Below are 18328 nucleotides of genomic sequence, written 5' to 3'. Positions count from 1 at the left end.
AAGAAAACGGGCCGGAGGTTTCCCTCCGGCCCGCTCGCTTGAAGTCTGCCTCCGGCCGAGGCCGGAAACCAAAACCCAGTCTTACTTGACTTGGATCTTGGCGCCGGCTTCTTCCAGCTTCTTCTTGATCTCTTCAGCGATCTGCTTGGAGACGTTCTCGACGACGTTCTGCGGAGCGCCTTCGACCAGGTCTTTAGCTTCCTTCAGACCCAGGTCGGTGCGGACGCCGCGGACTTCCTTGATGACATTGATCTTCTTGTCGCCGCCGTCGATCAGGACAACGGTGAACTCGGTTTGCTCTTCAGCAGCTTCAGCCGGGGCAGCAGCGGCAGCAGCCATGGCGACGGGAGCAGCAGCCGAGACGCCCCACTTTTCTTCCAGCAGCTTCGACAGCTCAGCGGCTTCCATGACGGTCAGAGCCGACAGTTCTTCAACGATCTTGGCGAGGTCAGCCATAGGGATATTCCTTCGGTAGGATGAGGTTCAGAGAGATTTGCAGAGATGACCGGGGTGCGGCTTAAGCGGCTTCTTTTGTCGCGTATGCGTTGAAGACGCGGGCCAGTTGGCCAGCCGGGGCTTGCAGGACGCCAGCAACCTTGGTCGCCGGGGCTTGCAGCAGGCCGATGAGCTTGCCACGCAGTTGGTCCAGCGACGGCAGTTTGGACAGTGCGTCCACAGCCTTCGCGTCCAGGACCTTCTCGCCCATGAAACCGCCGATGACGACGAACTTGTCGTTGCCCTTGGCGAATTCAGCAGTGACCTTCGCAGCGGTGACGGGATCCGAAGCGTAGGCGATGCCCACCGGACCCTTGAACAGATCGTGGTAGGCGCTGCCTTCCTCGAAGCCCAGCGCCTTAAGCGCCAGACGGTTCTTCACCACCTTGAATGCTCCGCCTTCTTTACGAAGGCGCAGACGCAGGTCGGTCATTTCCGCAACGGTCAGACCCAGGTTGTGGGTCACGACCACGGCGCCCGCGTCGGCGAACACGCTTTTCAGCGATTCGATCGACTCGGCTTTTTGTGCGCGGTCCATTGCGGTCTCCAGTTTGGTATTCGCCGCCAGGCTTATTCCCGGCGACGGATTGGCCAAAGCGCCGCGCATTGCTGCACAACGTTCAGGCCGGTCTAATTGTCCGAAGGAAGCAGGCCCCGTCCGCCCATGGCCGGATGAACCGGAACAGGCTGACCAAAGGTCTTTGCATCCCCATCTCCCCACGGCGTCAGAGGGCTCTCTGACGATTATGACGCAGGTGGCCCCCACGTCCCGAAGTTCTCGGACAGGATCCGCCGAGGCCGAAGCCTTAGCGAGAAGCCGCGCTCTATACACGGCCTGACGAGGAAAGCAACGGCGGGAGCCCCGAAGCCGGCCTTTCCACGCCGAACCATCAGGAAATCAGCGGCGGGGGCTGAAAGGCGCGGATCAAATCGGACAGGTCGGCCTCGTCCACGGCCGCGGCTGCGTCGCCCTGATTCATCCAGCGGCGCTCGCGCTGCAAATCTTCGGGCCAGGCCCCCAACTGGATCAGGACCTCCAGCGGATAGACGGCGACGATGCAGGCCTGGGTCGCGCCGGACTTCATCCGCTTGGCGTAGCGGAAATGGCCGACGGGCGTCTCCAGGGTCTCGCCCTGGATGCCCGCCTCTTCATAGGCCTCCTGCGCCGCCGCCTGGGGGTCGGTCTTGCCGACCATGCGGCCGCCCTTGGGAATCACCCAGCGACGCGTCTCGCGCGAGGTGATCATCATCACCTCCACGCCCGCCTCGCCACGGCGCCACGGCAGGGCCGCGACCTGGCGGGTCTCCGAGGCTTCGGTTCTGGGCTTCCCGGTCACGTCAGAAACAGGCCGCCAACGAAGTAGAAGATCGCGCCGATGGCGGCGGCGGCCGGCATGGTGATGAACCAGGCGGTGACGATGCTGCGCGCCACGCTCCAGCGCACGGCTGAAACCCGCTTGGCCGCGCCCACGCCGATGATGGCGCCGGTGATGGTGTGGGTGGTCGACACCGGAATGCCCAGGCTGGTCGCCGCAAACAGGGTGATGGCCCCGCCCGTCTCGGCGCAGAAGCCCTGCTGCGGGCTCAGGCGCGTGATGCGCGATCCCATGGTGTGGACGATCTTCCAGCCGCCGAACAGCGTGCCCAGAGCGATCGCCGCCTGGCAGGTGATGACCACCCAGAAGGGCACGTGGAAGCCGCCCTCCAGCATCCCGCGCGAGTACAGAAGGATGGCGATGATCCCCATGGTCTTCTGGGCGTCATTTCCGCCGTGGCCCAGCGAATAGGCCGAGGCCGAAACGAACTGCAGCCCCCGGAACACCCGGTCGGCGAAGGCCGGATTGGCCCGCACGAACAGCCAGGACACGATGAGCACCAGCAACAGCGCCAGCAGAAAACCGATGGCCGGCGACAGGAAGATGGCGCCGACCGTCTTCACCACGCCGCCGATGACCACGGCCCCCGTCCCCGCCTTGGCGATGCCCGCGCCCAGCAGACCGCCGACCAGGGCGTGCGAGCTGGAGGACGGAATGCCCGCGATCCAGGTGATGATGTTCCAACTGATCGCCCCCATCAGGGCGCCGAAAATCACCTGATCCGAAATCACGTCGGCCGAGATGATCCCGCGCCCGATCGTGTCGGCCACATGCAGGCCGAAGAACAGGAAGGCGATGAAGTTGAAGAAGGCCGCCCAGCCCACCGCATAGATCGGCGGCAGCACGCGCGTGGCGACGATGGTGGCGATGGAGTTGGCCGCGTCGTGCAGGCCGTTCAGGAAGTCGAACAGCAGGGCGACGCCGATCAGGAAGACCAGGATCAGGAGGGCGTGATCCATCGGACGCTACAGGTGCTCGACCAGGACGCCATTGATGCGGTTCGCCACATCCTCGAACCGGTCGATGATCTTCTCGAGGTGGTCGTAGATCTCGCCGCCGATAATGAACCACAGCGTATTGCCGCCGGTCATGTCGTGACGGTGCAGTTCATAAAGCGCCTTCATCCCCTCGTCGTAGAGGGTGTCGCTCTGGCTCTCGAGACCGGCAATCTGCTCGGTCAGGACGTTCAGCCGCTCGTGGTTCTTGCGCATGGCGGGCAGCAGGGACACCGCCTCCGCCGTCAGGGCGGCGCACTGGACGGCGATGTCGGCCAGTTCGCGCATCTTGGGGGCGAACTCGCGCAGTTCGTACAGGGTCACGACCTTGGCGGTCTTCTGCATCTGGTCGATCGTGTCGTCCAGCGAGTCGGTCAGGCCGCGAATGTCCGCGCGGTCGAACGGGGTGATGAAGCTCCGGCGCACCGCGAACAGAACTTCGCGTGCGACGTCGTCGGCCTCATGCTCGTGATCGACGATCTTCTGGCACCAGTCGGGCGTAGCCTCGCCGCCGTCCATCATCCGACGCAGCGCCTCGGCGCCGTGAACCAAGGTGGCGGCGTGGGCGTCGAACAGGCGGAAGAAGTTGTCTTCCTTGGGCAGAAGCGCCTGGAACCAGCTCAGCATGGATCGTCTCCGAAACGGCCGCGCAGGGCGACTGCGCCCCAAGACCGGATTTAGCCCCTTGCCGTCAAGTCGTCCGCACACGGAAATCATGGTTTCCCACAATCGCCGTTGACGCTGCGTGTTGCCATGCAACATTACCTTCAGTTCATGTCTGTGTCCGCATTTGGGGGAGTGCGCTTGACCGATAATCGTGCAGCTCAGGAACAGTTTCTGATTCAGGCCGGCCAGGCTTTGGCGCGACGGGATCCCCGTCAGGCTATTGCGTTGCTCGATCAGGCGGACGCCTTGGGGCGGACCCACAACGGAACCCTGAACAGGGCTGTCGCTCTGCGCCTGCTCGGCGACTTCCAAGCTTCGCTGCGCGTTCTGGACGATGCGTTGGACATGAAGCCCTATGATTTCACGGCCTTGCTGGCGAAAGGGGCGATGCTCGAGAAGATCAGCCAGCCCAAGGCAGCGGTCGAGGTCTATCGCAACGCCCTGAAGATCGCGCCTCCGCGCGCCCACTGCCCGCCCGGAGTCGTGGCCCAGATGGACTATGCGGCCCGCATGGTCGAACAGCACGCCCAGGCGCTCGGCGACTTCATGCGCGAACGCCTTTCAGGCCTGCGGGCCGATGTGGGCGAAGCCGCGCTGGACCGGTTCGACGAGGGTTTGGAGATCTACGCCGGGCTGAAACAACCGCCGAAGCAGGAGCCCCTGCTGCTCAACTATCCTCGCCTGCCTGCTATTCCCTTCTACGACCGCAGCCTGTTTCCCTGGCTGTCGACCCTCGAGGAGGCCACGCCCGTCATTCAGGACGAACTGACCGGCCTGCTCGCGACCGCCTTTGACGAGTTCGCGCCCTATATCGCCTACCCCAAGGGCGCGCCGGTCAACCAATGGGGTGAACTGAACCACTCGCGCAAATGGAGTTCGCTGTGCCTGTGGAAGGACGGCCGGCGCCAGGATGCGGTGTGCGCCCGCTGCCCGCGCACCGCCGCCCTGCTGGAAAGCCTGCCGATGGCGGACCAGGACAGCTTCGCCCCCACAGCCATGTTCTCGGCCTTGCAGCCGCACACCCACATCCCGGCCCACACCGGGTCGTCCAACGTCCGCCTGCTCGTCCATCTGCCGATCATCCTGCCCGGCCCGGCCCGCTTCCGCGTCGGCAACCGGGAACGGGCGTGGGAGATGGGCACGGCCTGGGTGTTCGACGACACCATCGAGCACGAGGCCTGGAACGACGCCGACGAACTGCGTGTCATCCTGATCTTCGACATCTGGAACCCCTATCTCGACGAGAAGGAAAAGGTCCTGATCACAGAGATGATGAAGGCGCAGCGCGACTTTCTCGCCGCCTAGGCCGTGCGCCGCGTGACCAGATGAGATCTCTGGCGCCGCCATGCATGGAACTTCCTAACACCCGGTTTCCATTGGTATCTTACTGGACGCCATCGCCATGGTCGACGAGATCGAAGCGCCGAAGCACAGCCGCGCGCGCTTCACCGTCGGCTACTGAACAAACAAAAACGGCGGGGATTGCTCCCCGCCGTTTTCTCAGATCTCAAACCGCGTTGAGCGATCAGGCGCCCAGCGAAGCCGGGTCGATCTTGAAGCCCGGGCCCATCGTCGACGACAGGGTGATGCGCTTCACATACGTACCCTTGGCGCCGGCCGGCTTGGCCTTGTTCAGGGCGTCCACGTAAGCCTTGACGTTGGCTTCCAGGGCGGCCTGATCGAAGGAGGCCTTGCCGATGCCGCCGTGGGCTATACCGGCTTTTTCGACGCGGAACTCAACGGCGCCGCTCTTGGCGTCCTTGACGGCTTGCGCCACGTTCGGGGTCACGGTGCCGACCTTCGGGTTCGGCATCAGGCCGCGCGGGCCCAGCACCTTACCGAGGCGACCGACCAGAGCCATCATGTCCGGCGACGCGATGACGCGGTCGAAGTCCATGAAGCCGCCGGCGATCTTTTCGTACAGATCTTCAGCGCCCACGATGTCGGCGCCGGCCGCCGTGGCTTCAGCAGCCTTGGCGTCCTTGGCGAAGACGGCGACGCGAACGTCGCGGCCCGTGCCCGACGGCAGGTTGACGACGCCACGGACCTGTTGGTCGGCGTGACGCGGGTCAACGCCCAGGTTGACGGCGATTTCGATCGACTCGTCGAACTTGGCCTTGGCGTTGTCCTTGACCAGCTTGATGGCGTCCGAGAACGACAGCAGAGCTTCACGGTCGCCGGTGCGGGCTTTGAAAGCCTTGGTTTGCTTAGCCATGGATTAGCCCTCCACCACTTCGATGCCGATTGCGCGGGCCGAGCCTTCGATGATGCGCATTGCTGCGTCCATGTCGTTGGCGTTCAGGTCTTTCATCTTCGCTTCAGCGATCTCGCGGACTTGCGTCTGCGTGACCTTGCCGGCGAACTCGCGACCGACGAGCTTGGAGCCCGACTTAATGCCAGCGGCCTGCTTCAGGTAGAAGGTAGCCGGCGGGGTCTTGGTGATGAAGGTGAAGGACTTGTCCTGATAGACCGTGATCACGGTCGGCAGGGGCGTACCCTTGGCCACCTTCTCAGTGCGTGCGTTGAACTCCTTGCAGAAGCCCATGATGTTGACGCCGCGCTGACCCAGTGCAGGGCCGATCGGGGGCGAAGGCGTGGCCGAACCGGCCGCAACTTGCAGTTTGATATAGCCGAGAATCTTCTTGGCCATTGGTCTCTCCTATCGATGACCCCAGGCCTGAGCCTCGGAGCCGGTGAGCCGTGGTGCGGCATGGCTGCCTTCCACGGATTTGCCGCCCGTCGACTCGAAGGCCGTCGGATGGAGGCGGGCATGTAGCAGGAGGCCCCTGGAAAGGCAAACCAGGGCGGCGCAGGGACGACTGCACTTGCACTGTGCGAAGAAAAAAACAGTGCAATTGGTGCAATCGACGCCGAACAGCAGCGACCGCCACGTTTCCGGGGCGACGAAGAACGGGAAGCGGGGCGCGAGGCGCAGCCGGGGTCCTGAAGCGGACGCTGGCGGGCTGTGATGTCAAAGACCATGCCGCGCAGTCTGGCCCAAACCACAGCTATGGCGCGCCAACGGCGTCAAGCCTCAGCCGATCTCCGATTTTTACAGGGATTGGCGCGTGGGGTTGCGCACGAGGTGACGCGGATCGCGTGCGGGATCATCAGACGCCCGGGATCGCCCAGGGGGCCAAAGACGGTGTGACTGGCGGTCCCGGATAGCGGCTGCGCCGCTTCCGGGATGACGGAAAGGCCATGGCCCAAACGCAAAACGGCGACCCGAGGGCCGCCGCTGCACGTCGTTCAGGCGATGATCGAGGCGATCAGCCGCCCGTCTTCTCGACCTGATTGTATTCCAGATCCACCGGAGTCGGGCGGCCGAAGATGGACACGGCCACGCGCAGGCGGGCGTTGTCCTCGTCGACGCTCTCGACCTGACCGTCGAAGCTGGCGAAGGGACCGTCGACGACCTTGACGGTTTCGCCGATGTCGAAGCGGATCGTGGGCTTCGGACGTTCGACGCCCTCTTCCACCTGACCGATGATGTTCTGGACCTCGCGTTCCGAGACCGGCAGCGGCTTCGTACCGCCCGCGGCGCCCAGGAAGCCCGTGACCTTCGGCGTGTTCTTGACCAGGTGATAGGCGTTGTCGGTCATCTCCATCTTCACCAGCACGTAGCCGGGGAAGAATTTGCGTTCCGAGTTCACCTTGCGGCCGCGACGGATCTCGACGACTTCCTCGGTCGGAACCAGGATTTCGGAGAAGCTGTCTTCAAGGCCTTGCTGCTTCGCCTGCTCTCGCAGTTGCTCCGCGACCTTCTTTTCGAAGTTCGAGTAGGCGTTGACGATATACCATTTGTGGCGGGGATTGGCCGCCGGCTTGGGCGCTGCATCAGTCATGTGCGCGTCTCCTTTATTGGCCAAGGCCGAGAATGAAGCGGGACGCAAAGCCCAGGCCCGTATCGACAATCCAGAAGAAGGCCGAGGCGATCAGCACCATGATGAAGACCATCACCGAGGTGATCCAGGTCTCCTTGCGGCTGGGCCAGACAATTTTGCGGGCTTCAGCGCGAACCTGGCTGGCGAATTGCGGGATGGACGTCTTTTTCTTGGACGCAGGCGCGTCCACGGCGACCGTTGCTGCGCCTTGGGCGGCGGCTGCGGTCTGGTTTCCCACGGTGCGGCGACCGCCGGGGGTCTTCGCCTTGGCCATATGACGTCTCTTCAACCTCTGGAACCTGTCGCCTCACATGGGAACTCCCAGGCGACTGCGACAGGGGGAATGGCAGGAGCGGAGGGACTCGAACCCACGACCCTCGGTTTTGGAGACCGATGCTCTACCAGCTGAGCTACACTCCTAGTGTCCCGGACAAAGATCAATGCGCCGTGAGCAAGCTCGACGGCGCTAACCTCGCCAGAGGGGCGCATATGCCTGACGCCCGAGGGCATTTCAAGGGGCGTTTCGCTATAACCACCGACAGATGCGCAGGTTTGTTCAGAACAGCCGCGCTACCGCGCTCGCTTCATAGCCGACGCCCTGCACGACACGCTCCGGATCGCCGATCGAAAAGGTCTGGGCGCGGCTGCGGCCCTCCATCACGGCGACCGCTTCGACCTGCTCGGGAATCACCTTCACCACCGCCACCGAGTCGCCGCCCGGGGCATAGGGGCTGACATCCGGCGAGCGGGCGATGATCAGATCATTCAGCCGTTGGACCTCGGCGCCGTCGGTCACCTCCTCGGCCCGGCCGTCGATGGAGACGCCGACCGCCTCCCCTTCTGCGCCCACGCCGCGAATGGCGACGCCCACGCGCGGGTCGGCGATGATGTTGCGCAGCTTCTGGCTGTCACGGGCCGTGACGAAATAGAGATTCAGCCCATCGTTCATATAGCCCAGGGTGCTGGCCTGAGGCCGCCCGTCGGCGCGATTAGACGCCAGGGTCATTAGCCGCTGTCCGTCCAGCAGCTTGAGAATCGCGACCACGGCCGCGCCGTGGATCGGGGTCCCGCCCGATGTAGCGGGTGATGAATCGGTCATGGCCTGTCCTCCGTCCTTATGACCCTGCTGTGCAGACGCCGGGATCACCTTGACACAGATCAAGGCGATTTAGCCGCCGCGGCGCGAAATGGTTCCATGACCGAGCCTCGCCTCATGCCGGACGCCCCTCGTCTGGACGTCGTCCCCCTGACGGAGGGCGAGGCGCCGGCCGAGTTCGTCCTCGCCCAGTTGTGGCGGCCCGATCTCGGCGCGAACCAATGGCGCACCTTTCTGCACGACTGGCGCGCCGCCCCGGACAGCCGCGGCATTCTCAGCGCCCGCAATCAACGCGGCGGCGTCCTGGGTTTCGTCACCTGGTGGCGGCAGCCGGATCTGGAATACGGCGAGACCCTGTGGGCCGGGCCATTCGTGGTTCGAGAAATGGGCGTGCGGCCGCTGGTGCGGCAAAGCCTGGCCGTGGAACTGACCGCGCTCGCTCACCGGTTGGGCGCCAAGCTACGCTATGCCGAAGACGCCAGCTAGGACAGGCTGCCCTATTCGAAAGCTGTCCCCGGTCAGCTAGACTGCAGCGGAACGCTGGAGTCGACCATGCCTGCCCAGACCGCCGCCTTGGCCGCCGTCCTGCCCGCCGCCCTGTCCCAACCTGCCGATGTCCGCCTTGAGGACGTCCACCCCTGCTCGACCTGCGGGGCGCGTCCGCTGGGCGTCTGCGCCGACCTGAAGGGCCACGAGCTGCACAACATGGCCTGCGCCAGCGAAACGGTGGCGGCCCAACCGGGGCAGGCCCTGTTCCACGAGGGCGATCCCAACCCCTTCGTCTTCAACGTCGTCGAGGGGGCGGTGAAACTGTATCGCCTGCTGCCTGACGGGCGACGTCAGATCACGGGCTTCCTGTTCCAGGGCGACTTCCTCGGCCTCGGCGGGCGCGGCCCCTCCAGCTTTACGGCCGAGGCCCTGACGCGGCTCAGCGCCTGTCGCTTCCGACGCAACGAGTTCGACCAACTTCTGAACGCCCTGCCCGCTCTCGAACATAGGCTGGTGGCCATGGCGGGCGACGAGCTGATGGCGGCGCAGGAGCAGATCGTCCTGCTGGGGCGCAAGACGGCGCGCGAACGGATCGCCAGCTTCCTGACCCGCCTTTCGGCGCGCCAAGTCCAGCTGGGCGGCCCCGAAGGCCGCGTCCACCTGCCGATGACCCGCCTCGACATCGCCGACTATCTGGGCCTGACCATCGAGACGGTCAGCCGAGTCTTCACCCAGTTCAAGACCTCCGGCTTGATCCAACTGCTGCCGAACAACGAGGTGGCCCTGCCCGACCCGGCTGCGCTCAAGGCCCTCGGCGAAGGCGCGGGCTGAACCGGCCCAAGCTTCCGGGCCCCAGCGTAAAAAAGCCCCCTCGGTCGAAACCAAGGGGGCTTTTCTTTGATCGAAAACGTCAGGGCTCGGAGCGGCCCTCGTCGCCTTCGTCGAACAGTTGGAACTCGTGCCAGACGCCGTTCAGCACGCCGAACGCCACCGCCAGGCCGAGGCCCAGGATCCAGGCGAAATACCACATGAGATGATCTCCTTTCGCGGGATCAGTAGAGGTCGGGGTTGATCTTGAGGGCGGCGGTGCTCGTCCGGCCCCACAGCACCTTGTAGACCCAGGCGGTGTAGAGCAGCACGATCGGCATGAAGACCGCGACCACGATCAGCATGATGAACAGGGTCAGGTGGCTGGACGAGGCGTTCCACACCGTCAGGCTGGACTGCGGATTGATCGAGCTGGGCAGGATGAAGGGGAACATCGACAGGCCGACGGTCGAGATGATCCCCACCGCCGAAACCGAGGAACCGCCGAAAGCCAGGGCCGGCGACCGGCGCCACATGCCGATCAGACCCGCGCCCGCCCCGAGGAAGCCCAGAACCGGGGCGATGATCATCCACGGATAGAGGCCGTAATTGTCCATCCAGGCGCCGGGCGCCGCTTCGACCGTGGTCCGCAGGGGGTTGGAAAAGCCCGCCGTGTCCAGAGCGCCGGTGATGCGGAAACCGATGTCGCCAAAGGCGATGAACAGGCCGCCGATCGCGAACAGCGCCAGGCTGAGCAGGCCTGCAACCGTGCCGAAGGCCCGCGCCCGGTTCAGCACCGGCCCTCGCTCGCCCTTGATCGACAGCCAGGCCGCGCCGTGCAGCACCAGCATGCAGACCGACAGCAGGCCGCAGATCAGGGTGAAGGGCGAGAACAGGCCCAGCAGCGTGCCCTCGTAGAAGGAGCGCAGGTCGCCATCCAGACGGAAGGGCGCGCCCAGCAGGACGTTGCCGACGGCGACGCCGAACACCAGGGCCGGGACGAAGCTGCCGATGAACAGACCCCAGTCCCACATGGAGCGCCAGCGCGGGTGGGGACGCTTGGACCGGTACTTGAACGACACCGGCCGCAGGATCAGCGCAGCCAGCACCAGGAACATGGCCAGATAGAAACCGGAGAAGCTGACGGCGTAAACGAAGGGCCAGGCGGCGAAGATCGCCGCGCCGCCGACGATGAACCAGACCTGGTTGCCCTCCCAGGTCGCGCCGACGGTGTTGATGACCATGCGGCGCTCTTCGTCCGTCTTGGCGACGAAGGGCAGGAGGGCGCCGACGCCCATGTCGAACCCATCCGTCAGGGCGAAGCCGATCAGCAGCACGCCCAGCAGTCCCCACCAGATCAGGCGGAGCGTGGTGTAGTCGAGGGGAAGTTCCATCTCTCTTGTTTCCTTGAACGACCGGGGTCAGGCGACCGCCGGCTCGCCTTCCGCCTGAGGTTCGTCGGGGATGTCGTGCTGGGCGAAGGGGCCTTTCTTGACCGCCTTCAGGATCAGACCGACCTCGATCACCGCCAGGGCGCCGTACAGGACGGTGAAGCCGATGATGGTGGTCCACAGTTGCGGCACGCTGAGGCTGGAGGCGCCCAGGAAGGTCGGCAGGACGCCTTCCACGGCCCAGGGCTGACGCCCCACTTCGGCCAGAACCCAGCCGAACTCGATGGCGATCCACGGCAGCGGCAAGGCCAGAACCGCCAGACGGAGGAACCATTTGGTTTCATGCCTGCGCAGGGTGCACAGCACGAAGGCCGTGGCGAACAGGCCGATCATCAGGAAGCCGATCCCTGCCATGACGCGGAAGGCCCAGAACATCAGCGGCACGTTCGGCACCGTCGACCAGGCCGCTTGCTTGACTTGATCCGGCGTCGCCAGACGCGGATCGGCGACATAGCGTTTCAGCAGCAGGCCGTAGCCCAGGTCGTTGCGCACGCTTTCGAACTGCGCCCGCGCGGCCATGTCGGTGTGGTCCGCCTTGACCTTCTCCAGTGCGTCATAGGCGACGACGCCGCGTTCGATGCGGTCCTCGGCGATGGCGACCAGTTCGAGAATGCCGATGACCGGCTTGTCGATGCTGCGCGTCGAGATCAGGCCCAGGACATAGGGAATCTTGACCTCGAAATGGGTGTGGCGATCTTCCAGACTGGGAATGCCGAAGGCGGTCAGGCCGGCGGGCGCCGGCTCGGTGCGCCACATGGCTTCCAGCGCGGCCAGCTTCATCTTCTGGTTATCGGTCAGGGCATAGCCGCTCTCGTCGCCCAGAACGACGACCGACAGCGACGACAGCAGGCCGAAGGCGGCGGCCACGGTCATCGACCGCTTGGCGAAGCCGACGTGCTTTCCCTTCAGCAGGTAGAAGGCTGAAATGCCCAGCACCACGACCGAGGCGCAGACATAGCCGGCGCTGACCGTGTGCACGAACTTGGCCTGGGCCACCGGGTTGAACAGCACGGCCATGAAGTCCACGACCTCCATGCGCATGGTGTCGGGATTGAAGGCCGCGCCGACCGGGTTCTGCATCCACCCGTTGGCGATCAGGATCCACAGGGCCGACAGGTTGGTGCCCAGCGCCACCATGAAGGTGACGAACAGGTGCCCCACGCGCGGCAGCTTGTCCCAGCCGAAGAACATCAGGCCGACGAAGGTCGCTTCCAGGAAGAAGGCCATCAGCCCTTCGATGGCCAGCGGAGCCCCGAAGATGTCTCCGACATAATGGGAGTAGTAGGACCAGTTCATGCCGAACTGGAATTCCATGGTCAGGCCCGTGGCCACGCCCAGCACGAAATTGATGCCGAACAGCACGCCCCAGAAGCGGGTGATGGTCCGCCAGATGGGCCGGCGCGTCATCACATAGATGCTCTCCATGATGACCAGCATGAAGGAGAGGCCCAGCGTGAGGGGCACGAATAGAAAGTGGTACAGCGCCGTCAGTGCGAACTGAAGGCGTGACAGGTCTACGACCGCCAGGTCGATCATGGGCTCAGGCTCCTGACCGCCAGCCCCCATCGACCGGCGTTCTACTTTAACCTAAAGCTTGCCTTCTCGGCAGGCCTTGATCCTGATCAAAGCTGAAGCCGGGCGGCGCGCTCTAGACGGCGTTTCGCCCAAGGCTGTTTCGCCGCAAGGACGATTCGCCCAATGCGCCTTCGCGATGGTCTATGTCTGGTCGCGCGAATGGAGCAGGAGAGACGATGACGGCCCAGCCGATCGATGCAGACGCCGCGCCCGCCAAGTGGCTGAAGGCGGCCCTGTCGCCGCGCAAGCGCGTCATGACGCTGGCCAGCGGTCTGGTGATCGCCGACGCCATCCCGGCCGTGGGTTTCGCCGCCGGTCTGGCCCTGGCCGTCGGCGCCCTGCCCCAGGGGATCAGCCAAGCGACGCCCGGCGCGGCGCTGGCGATCGCCTCACTGCTGGCGCGCGGCGTCCTGGCCCAGTGCGCCACCGTCGTCGGCGCGCGCGCCGCCCGGGCGGTCAAGGGCGACCTGCGCCGTCAGGTCCTGAACGGCGCCTTCTCTGGCCGTTTGTCCGACGCCGAAACCATGACGGCGACCAACGAAGGGGTCCAGGCGCTGGACGGCCACGTCTCGCGCTTCCTGCCGGCGCGGCTGGCGGCGGGCGTCACGCCCCTGCTGCTGATCCTCGCGGCGGCCGTGGTCAGCCCCTTCACGGCCGGCATTCTACTCTTCACCTTGGCGCCCTTCGTCATCGGCATGGCCTTGACCGGCATGGCGGCGGGCGCCGAGAGCCGGCGTCAGTTCCAGGCGCTGGAGCGGCTGTCCGGCCTCTTCCTCGATCGCATCCGCGCCCTGCCCGCCATCCTCGCCTTCCAGGCGGAGACCCAGCAGACGGCGGTGATCGCCCGCGCCTCCGACGATCTGGCCCGCCGCACCGGCAGCGTCCTGAAGATCGCCTTTCTGTCGTCGGCGGTGCTGGAGTTCTTCTCGGCCCTGTCGGTCGCTCTGGTCGCCGTCTATTGCGGTTTCAACCTGCTGAAGCTGCTGCCCTTCCCCGCGCCCGATCAACTGGACCTGACCCGCGCCTTCTTCCTGCTGGCCCTGGCGCCCGAGGTCTATGCGCCGATGCGCCGTCTGTCCGCCGCCTATCACGACCGGCAAGCCGCCGAGGCCGCCGTGCCCAGCCTGCGCAACCTGATCGACGCCGCCGAGGCGACGCCAAACCGGCCGCCGGTCCCCGCGAGCGCGCCCGCCATCGCCTTCCGCGCCGTGGCTGTCGCCTATGACGTCGGCGCGCCCGTCCTGACCGGCTTCGACCTTGAGGTCCCGCCCGGCGCGACCGTGGCCCTGCTCGGCCCCAGCGGTTCGGGCAAGAGCAGTCTGCTGCACCTGTTCCTGGGCCTGTCTCCGCTGAGCGGCGGCGAGGTCGAGGTCGGCGACATGCGCCTGTCCGACCGTCCCGACCTGACCGCCTGGATCGCCTGGGCCGGTCAGGCCCCGGTCGTCGTGCCCGGAACCCTGGCCGAGAACATCGCCCTGGCGTGGCGCGGCGCGGCCTCCGAGCGCGTCATGGAGGCCGCCGCCCGTGCGGGCTTCACCGGCGACCTGAACCGCGTCATCGACGAACGCGGCGGTGGATTGTCGGGCGGCGAGCGACGGCGGCTGGGTCTGGCCCGCGCCTTCCTCAAGCCCGCGCCCGTCCTGCTGCTGGACGAGCCGACCGCCAACCTGGACGCCGCGTCGGAGGCCGCCCTGCTGCCGATCATCCGCGCCGCTGCTGAAGGACGCACCACCCTGATCGCCACCCATTCCGAGGCCGTCGCCGAACTGGCCGACATCGTGGTGCGGCTGTGAGCGCCGTGAAGGCCACCGGCGGCGCCCGTCTCAAGACCCTGATCCGGGCGCAGGAACGCCGTCAGGGCGCCCGCCTGCTGGCCGCCGCCGTCACCGCCGCCCTGGTGTCCGCCGCCGCCGTCCTGCTGTTGGGCGTATCGGGCTGGTTCATCACCGCCTCGGCCCTGGCCGGGCTGGCGGGATCGGCGGCGGCCTACAGCTTCAACTTCATGATCCCCAGCGCCCTGATCCGCTTCCTGGCCATCGCCCGAACCGGCGGTCGCTATGGCGAGCGCGTCACCGGCCACGACGCCGCGCTCAAGGCTCTCGCTGCTTTGCGCCCGCAGTTGTTCGAGGGCGTGGCGCGCGGCCCCGCGACGCGCGCCCTGACGTTGGCCGGAGGCGAAGCCTCGTCGCGGATGGTGCAGGACGTCGACGCCATCCAGAACCGTTTCGTGCGCCTGTCCGCCCCATGGGGCGCCGGCGCGGGCATGGTGGCCGGCGTGGGTCTGGCGGCCCTGGCTGGCTGGCCCACCGCGCTTGTCGTCCTCGCCGCCAGCGCTCTCGGCGTCGTCGCAGCCGCCCTCGTCGGCCGCAGCATGGCCGAACCGGCGGGCCGCGCGGTGCAGGCCGCCTCGGGCGATCTCAAGACCCAGTTCGCCGCCTTCGCAGCCGCCGCGCCCGAGCTTCAGGCCTATGGCGTCAAAGGCTGGGCCGTGGATCGGCTGGCCGAGCGCGGCGCGGTGCTGGAAGGCGCCACCGAAAGGCTGGCCTCGGCTGGCGGCTGGATCATGCTGACCCAGTCGGTCGCCATGGCCCTGGCCGTCCTCGGCGTGTTGGCGACGGCGCGGTCCGCCGCCCCGCCCCTGATCGCCCTGGCCATTCTGGCCGCCGTCACCACGGTCGAAAGCGCTGGCGCCCTGCTGACCGCCTTCCGCCACAACGGCGCGGTCAAGGCGGCGGCCGAACGTCTGGGCGATCTGCTGGACGCCGAAGAACCGAGACCCGCCCAATCCCTGTCGCCCACGCTCGGCCTATCGGCTGTGGACCTGACGCTGACGCCGCCGCAGCGCCTGGCGGTCACCGGCCCGTCGGGCGGCGGCAAGACCACGCTAATCGAGCGGTGGATGCATCTGCGCGCGCCCCTGCCCGGCGAATCGACGCTGGGCGGCGTCGATGCCGTCGCAGCCCCGCCCGACGCCGCCCGCACCCTGTTCGCCTACGCCCCCCAGCAGGCGACGCTTCTGGCCGGGACGGTGCGCGAAAACCTGCGGCTAGCCCTGCCGACAGCCGACGACGAAACCCTCTGGGCCGCGCTGGAAGACGCCGATCTAGCCGAGCGCATCCGCGCCGCGCCCGCCGGGCTGAACGCGCCGCTGGGCGAGAACGGCGCCCGGCTGTCGGGCGGCGAGCGCCGCCGCCTGGGTCTGGCCCGCGCCTACCTGCGCCCGGCCCCCTGGCTGGTGCTGGACGAACCGACCGAGGGTCTGGACGCCGCCACCGAGGCGCGGGTTCTGGATCGTCTGGCCCGCCGTCTGGAGCGCACCGGACAGGGGCTGATTCTGGTCAGCCACCGCCCCGCCCCGCTGGCGCTGTGCGAAACCACCCTGGCCGTCTCGGGCCTGTCGTCGTCCGGCGCGGTGCAACTGTCGTCGCCGTCGGAACGCGCAGCGGCCTGAGCCGCCGCCTCTCCTTTGATCTCGATCAAGGCATGGCCGGGCGCAAACGGCTTTGCTGGGATCAAAGGAGATCACACATGCCCGCTGACGTCGTTCCCGCCATCGCCGCCATCGTTTCGGCCTTCCTCGTCTTCATGGCCGCCCTCGGCTTCGCCTCGCTCTGGAGCAACACGGACGGCGGAAAGAACTAGCCAGGGCGACGCGTCAGACCGCCCCATGGACGAAGCAGCCTGAAATCTTGCCGGATCGACGTCCCCCGTCTCAGTGAGAGTCCGTCCGGCCCTCCTGCCAGCCGGGAATGACGGCGCGGAACAGCAGCTTGTCGATGCGCCGGTCGTCCATGTCGATTACTTCGACCTCGAACCGACCCAGCTGAAGAATATCGCCCTCGTCAGGCACCCGCGACAGGTGGTGCAGCACCATCCCCGCAACGGTGTGGAAGCCCTCGTGTTCGCCGAAGTCCTCGCCCAGCACGTCGCCGAGTTCGTCCAGATCCGTCTGGCCGTCCACGGCCCATGAACCGTCTTCGCGCTTGCGGATCGAGACGTCGGCTTCGTCGTGGCTCTCGTTGAAGTCGCCGGCGATCATTTCCAGAATGTCGGTGGCCGTGACCACGCCTTCAAAGGCGCCGTATTCATCGACGACGAAGGCCATGTGAACCCGCGACCCCTTGAGGATCTCCAGCGCTTTCAGCACCGAGGTCGACTGCGGGATGAAGGCCGGTTCGGCCACCAGCTTCTCGATATTGAACTCGCCGTCGGTCAACAGGCTGTCCAGCAGGTCCTTCTTGTGGACCACGCCCAGGGGATTATCGACGTCGCTCTCGCGCGCCACGACGATGCGCGAATAGGGGCAGCTGCGGATCTCGTCGCGCAGCACTTCCTCAGTGTCGTCCAGGGCGATCCAGAAGACCTCGTGACGCGGCGTCATGGCCACGCGCACAGCGCGGTCGCCAAGGCGGAGGATCTCTTCGATCATCACCTGCTCTTCGGGCTCGATCAGGCCGGCCGACGTGCCTTCGGCCAGGATGCTCTGGACCTCTTCCTGGGTGACGTCCGAACCGTCGCGGTCCTTGACGCCCATCAGCTTCAGAATGCCCGAGGTCGAGGCCGTCAGCAGCAGCACGAAGGGCTTCATCGCCAGCGCCATGGTCGAGATCGGCGCGGCCATCTTGGAGGCGATCGTCTCGGGGAAGATCAGCGCCAGCCGCTTGGGCACCAGTTCGCCGACGATCAGCGAGACATAGGTGATCAGAACGACCACCAGGGCTGTCGAAAAGAATTGCGAATAGGGGGCGAAGGCCGGAAAGGCGGCTTCCAGAATCCGGTCCAACTCGCCCGCGATGGTCGCCTGACCATAGGCGCCCGCCAGAATCCCGATCAGGGTGATGCCGACCTGAACCGCCGACAAGAACTGCGTCGGCTCCTCGGACAGCTTCAGCGCCGCGCGGGCGCCCCGGTCGCCGCGCTCGGCACGGCTTTGAAGTTTGGACTTACGGGAAGACACGACCGCAAGCTCGGTCATGGCGAACAGGCCGTTCAGCACCACAAGCAGCAGCACGACGACGATAGCGATGGTCAACATCGAAGGGGGAAAGACCCGCGGCGCGGCGCGACAACCGGCGTCCGCTTGCGAATAGTAAGGCTGATCGGCCCGCTGCGCCAGTCATTCATGAGGCTGGCTCCCCGTTCAGCCCGACCGACCGACGCCCACCGAGCCATAAACGCCCGACGATGGACGCCCTGAATCGTCATAGGAACTCGCGCAAGCGCTCATCCCGACGATCACGCCGATGAACAGTCCCAGTCTGATCGCGCGCCGCATTTATGGTTACCCGTTTCCTAACGTCGACTTCCGAACGTGGGGCTGAGACGGCGGTTCCCCAACCCCGGATGCAGAAACGGCCCCCGGATTTCTCCGAGGGCCGCTCTGTTACGCTTGCTCTATGCAGGCCTATCGCGCTTGCGCGCTGCTTGAGGCCAGCACTGTTCGGGTCCGAAGACCCGGATCAATCGCTTAGGCGATGATCTTGGACACCACGCC

General features: G+C 66.1%; 19 protein-coding genes and 1 tRNA gene. 5 read left to right on the top strand and 15 right to left on the bottom strand.

Annotation, left to right across the window (positions count from 1 at the left end; genetic code table 11):
* Positions 1 to 81: 81 nt before the first annotated feature.
* From rplL to AC1DJ5_RS13955, 5 genes are all read right to left on the bottom strand, one after another.
* The gene (gene rplL, locus AC1DJ5_RS13975; protein WP_441456355.1) at positions 82 to 456 is read right to left on the bottom strand and encodes a 50S ribosomal protein L7/L12; all 375 of its coding nucleotides are present in this window, start codon (positions 454 to 456) and stop codon (positions 82 to 84) included.
* 61 nt (positions 457 to 517) lie between these two features.
* Positions 518 to 1033, bottom strand: a complete 516-nt coding sequence (rplJ, locus tag AC1DJ5_RS13970) for a 50S ribosomal protein L10 (protein ID WP_477020986.1) — start codon at positions 1031 to 1033, stop codon at positions 518 to 520.
* Between the two features lie 352 nt (positions 1034 to 1385).
* The gene (locus AC1DJ5_RS13965) at positions 1386 to 1832 is read right to left on the bottom strand and encodes an NUDIX hydrolase (RefSeq protein WP_441456353.1); all 447 of its coding nucleotides are present in this window, start codon (positions 1830 to 1832) and stop codon (positions 1386 to 1388) included.
* Positions 1829 to 2830 (bottom strand): inorganic phosphate transporter, encoded by a 1002-nt coding sequence (locus AC1DJ5_RS13960; RefSeq protein WP_477020985.1) that lies wholly within the window; start codon positions 2828 to 2830, stop codon positions 1829 to 1831. Before AC1DJ5_RS13960 ends, AC1DJ5_RS13965 begins: the two co-directional genes overlap by 4 nt.
* 6 nt (positions 2831 to 2836) lie before the next feature.
* A complete protein-coding gene (locus tag AC1DJ5_RS13955; RefSeq protein ID WP_477020984.1) occupies positions 2837 to 3493 on the bottom strand; it encodes a DUF47 domain-containing protein in 657 nt (218 codons plus the stop codon).
* Between the two features lie 177 nt (positions 3494 to 3670).
* Here AC1DJ5_RS13955 and AC1DJ5_RS13950 point away from each other — a divergent pair, with 177 nt between their 5' ends.
* Positions 3671 to 4837, top strand: coding sequence for an aspartyl/asparaginyl beta-hydroxylase domain-containing protein (locus tag AC1DJ5_RS13950; RefSeq protein WP_477020983.1), 1167 nt, complete (start codon positions 3671 to 3673; stop codon positions 4835 to 4837).
* Positions 4838 to 5057: 220 nt separating this feature from the next.
* Here the strand turns inward: AC1DJ5_RS13950 and rplA are convergent, their stop codons facing one another.
* The 6 genes from rplA to AC1DJ5_RS13920 all read right to left on the bottom strand — a co-directional run bounded on the left by rplA (position 5058) and on the right by AC1DJ5_RS13920 (position 8515).
* Complete coding sequence (gene rplA / locus AC1DJ5_RS13945) at positions 5058 to 5747, bottom strand: 50S ribosomal protein L1 (protein ID WP_441456441.1); 690 nt, start codon at positions 5745 to 5747, stop codon at positions 5058 to 5060.
* 3 nt (positions 5748 to 5750) lie between these two features.
* Entirely contained in the window at positions 5751 to 6182 is a 432-nt protein-coding gene (rplK, locus tag AC1DJ5_RS13940) for a 50S ribosomal protein L11 (protein ID WP_441456440.1), read from the bottom strand.
* A 619-nt stretch (positions 6183 to 6801) separates the two neighbouring features.
* Positions 6802 to 7377: a transcription termination/antitermination protein NusG gene (gene nusG / locus AC1DJ5_RS13935; RefSeq protein ID WP_441456439.1), complete on the bottom strand. Its 576-nt coding sequence runs from the start codon at positions 7375 to 7377 to the stop codon at positions 6802 to 6804.
* Positions 7378 to 7390: 13 nt separating this feature from the next.
* Complete coding sequence (gene secE / locus AC1DJ5_RS13930) at positions 7391 to 7690, bottom strand: preprotein translocase subunit SecE (protein ID WP_441456438.1); 300 nt, start codon at positions 7688 to 7690, stop codon at positions 7391 to 7393.
* A gap of 70 nt (positions 7691 to 7760) precedes the next feature.
* Positions 7761 to 7836, bottom strand: a tRNA-Trp gene (locus AC1DJ5_RS13925).
* Between the two features lie 136 nt (positions 7837 to 7972).
* Positions 7973 to 8515, bottom strand: a complete 543-nt coding sequence (locus AC1DJ5_RS13920; protein ID WP_477020982.1) for a pyridoxamine 5'-phosphate oxidase family protein — start codon at positions 8513 to 8515, stop codon at positions 7973 to 7975.
* A gap of 96 nt (positions 8516 to 8611) precedes the next feature.
* Here AC1DJ5_RS13920 and AC1DJ5_RS13915 point away from each other — a divergent pair, with 96 nt between their 5' ends.
* The gene (locus AC1DJ5_RS13915; protein WP_441456436.1) at positions 8612 to 8998 is read left to right on the top strand and encodes a hypothetical protein; all 387 of its coding nucleotides are present in this window, start codon (positions 8612 to 8614) and stop codon (positions 8996 to 8998) included.
* Positions 8999 to 9064: 66 nt separating this feature from the next.
* Positions 9065 to 9832: a Crp/Fnr family transcriptional regulator gene (locus tag AC1DJ5_RS13910; RefSeq protein ID WP_477020981.1), complete on the top strand. Its 768-nt coding sequence runs from the start codon at positions 9065 to 9067 to the stop codon at positions 9830 to 9832.
* Between the two features lie 79 nt (positions 9833 to 9911).
* Here AC1DJ5_RS13910 and cydX read toward each other — a convergent pair whose 3' ends face one another.
* From cydX to AC1DJ5_RS13895, 3 genes are read right to left on the bottom strand one after another with little or no spacing between them, the layout of a single operon-like run.
* Positions 9912 to 10031 carry a cytochrome bd-I oxidase subunit CydX gene (gene cydX / locus AC1DJ5_RS13905; protein WP_114818411.1) on the bottom strand — a complete coding sequence of 40 codons (120 nt, stop codon included), beginning with the start codon at positions 10029 to 10031 and terminating at the stop codon, positions 9912 to 9914.
* A gap of 22 nt (positions 10032 to 10053) precedes the next feature.
* Entirely contained in the window at positions 10054 to 11202 is a 1149-nt protein-coding gene (gene cydB, locus AC1DJ5_RS13900; RefSeq protein ID WP_477020980.1) for a cytochrome d ubiquinol oxidase subunit II, read from the bottom strand.
* Positions 11203 to 11229: 27 nt separating this feature from the next.
* Positions 11230 to 12792, bottom strand: coding sequence for a cytochrome ubiquinol oxidase subunit I (locus AC1DJ5_RS13895; RefSeq protein WP_441456442.1), 1563 nt, complete (start codon positions 12790 to 12792; stop codon positions 11230 to 11232).
* Between the two features lie 218 nt (positions 12793 to 13010).
* On the opposite strand from AC1DJ5_RS13895, the gene cydD reads away from it, so the two are divergent.
* Both cydD and AC1DJ5_RS13885 read left to right on the top strand, forming a co-directional pair.
* Positions 13011 to 14627, top strand: a complete 1617-nt coding sequence (gene cydD, locus AC1DJ5_RS13890; protein ID WP_477020979.1) for a thiol reductant ABC exporter subunit CydD — start codon at positions 13011 to 13013, stop codon at positions 14625 to 14627.
* Positions 14624 to 16285: an amino acid ABC transporter ATP-binding/permease protein gene (locus AC1DJ5_RS13885; RefSeq protein ID WP_477020978.1), complete on the top strand. Its 1662-nt coding sequence runs from the start codon at positions 14624 to 14626 to the stop codon at positions 16283 to 16285. The genes cydD and AC1DJ5_RS13885 overlap by 4 nt, the downstream gene beginning before the upstream one ends.
* Positions 16286 to 16546: 261 nt before the next feature.
* Here AC1DJ5_RS13885 and AC1DJ5_RS13880 read toward each other — a convergent pair whose 3' ends face one another.
* The gene (locus AC1DJ5_RS13880; RefSeq protein ID WP_441456431.1) at positions 16547 to 17869 is read right to left on the bottom strand and encodes a hemolysin family protein; all 1323 of its coding nucleotides are present in this window, start codon (positions 17867 to 17869) and stop codon (positions 16547 to 16549) included.
* Between the last annotated feature and the right edge of the window lie 459 nt (positions 17870 to 18328).

Source organism: Brevundimonas sp. 01N35, from assembly GCF_056399785.1.
Note: the sequence above shows the minus strand (reverse complement) of the source record. Positions and strands in the feature narration are given on the sequence as shown.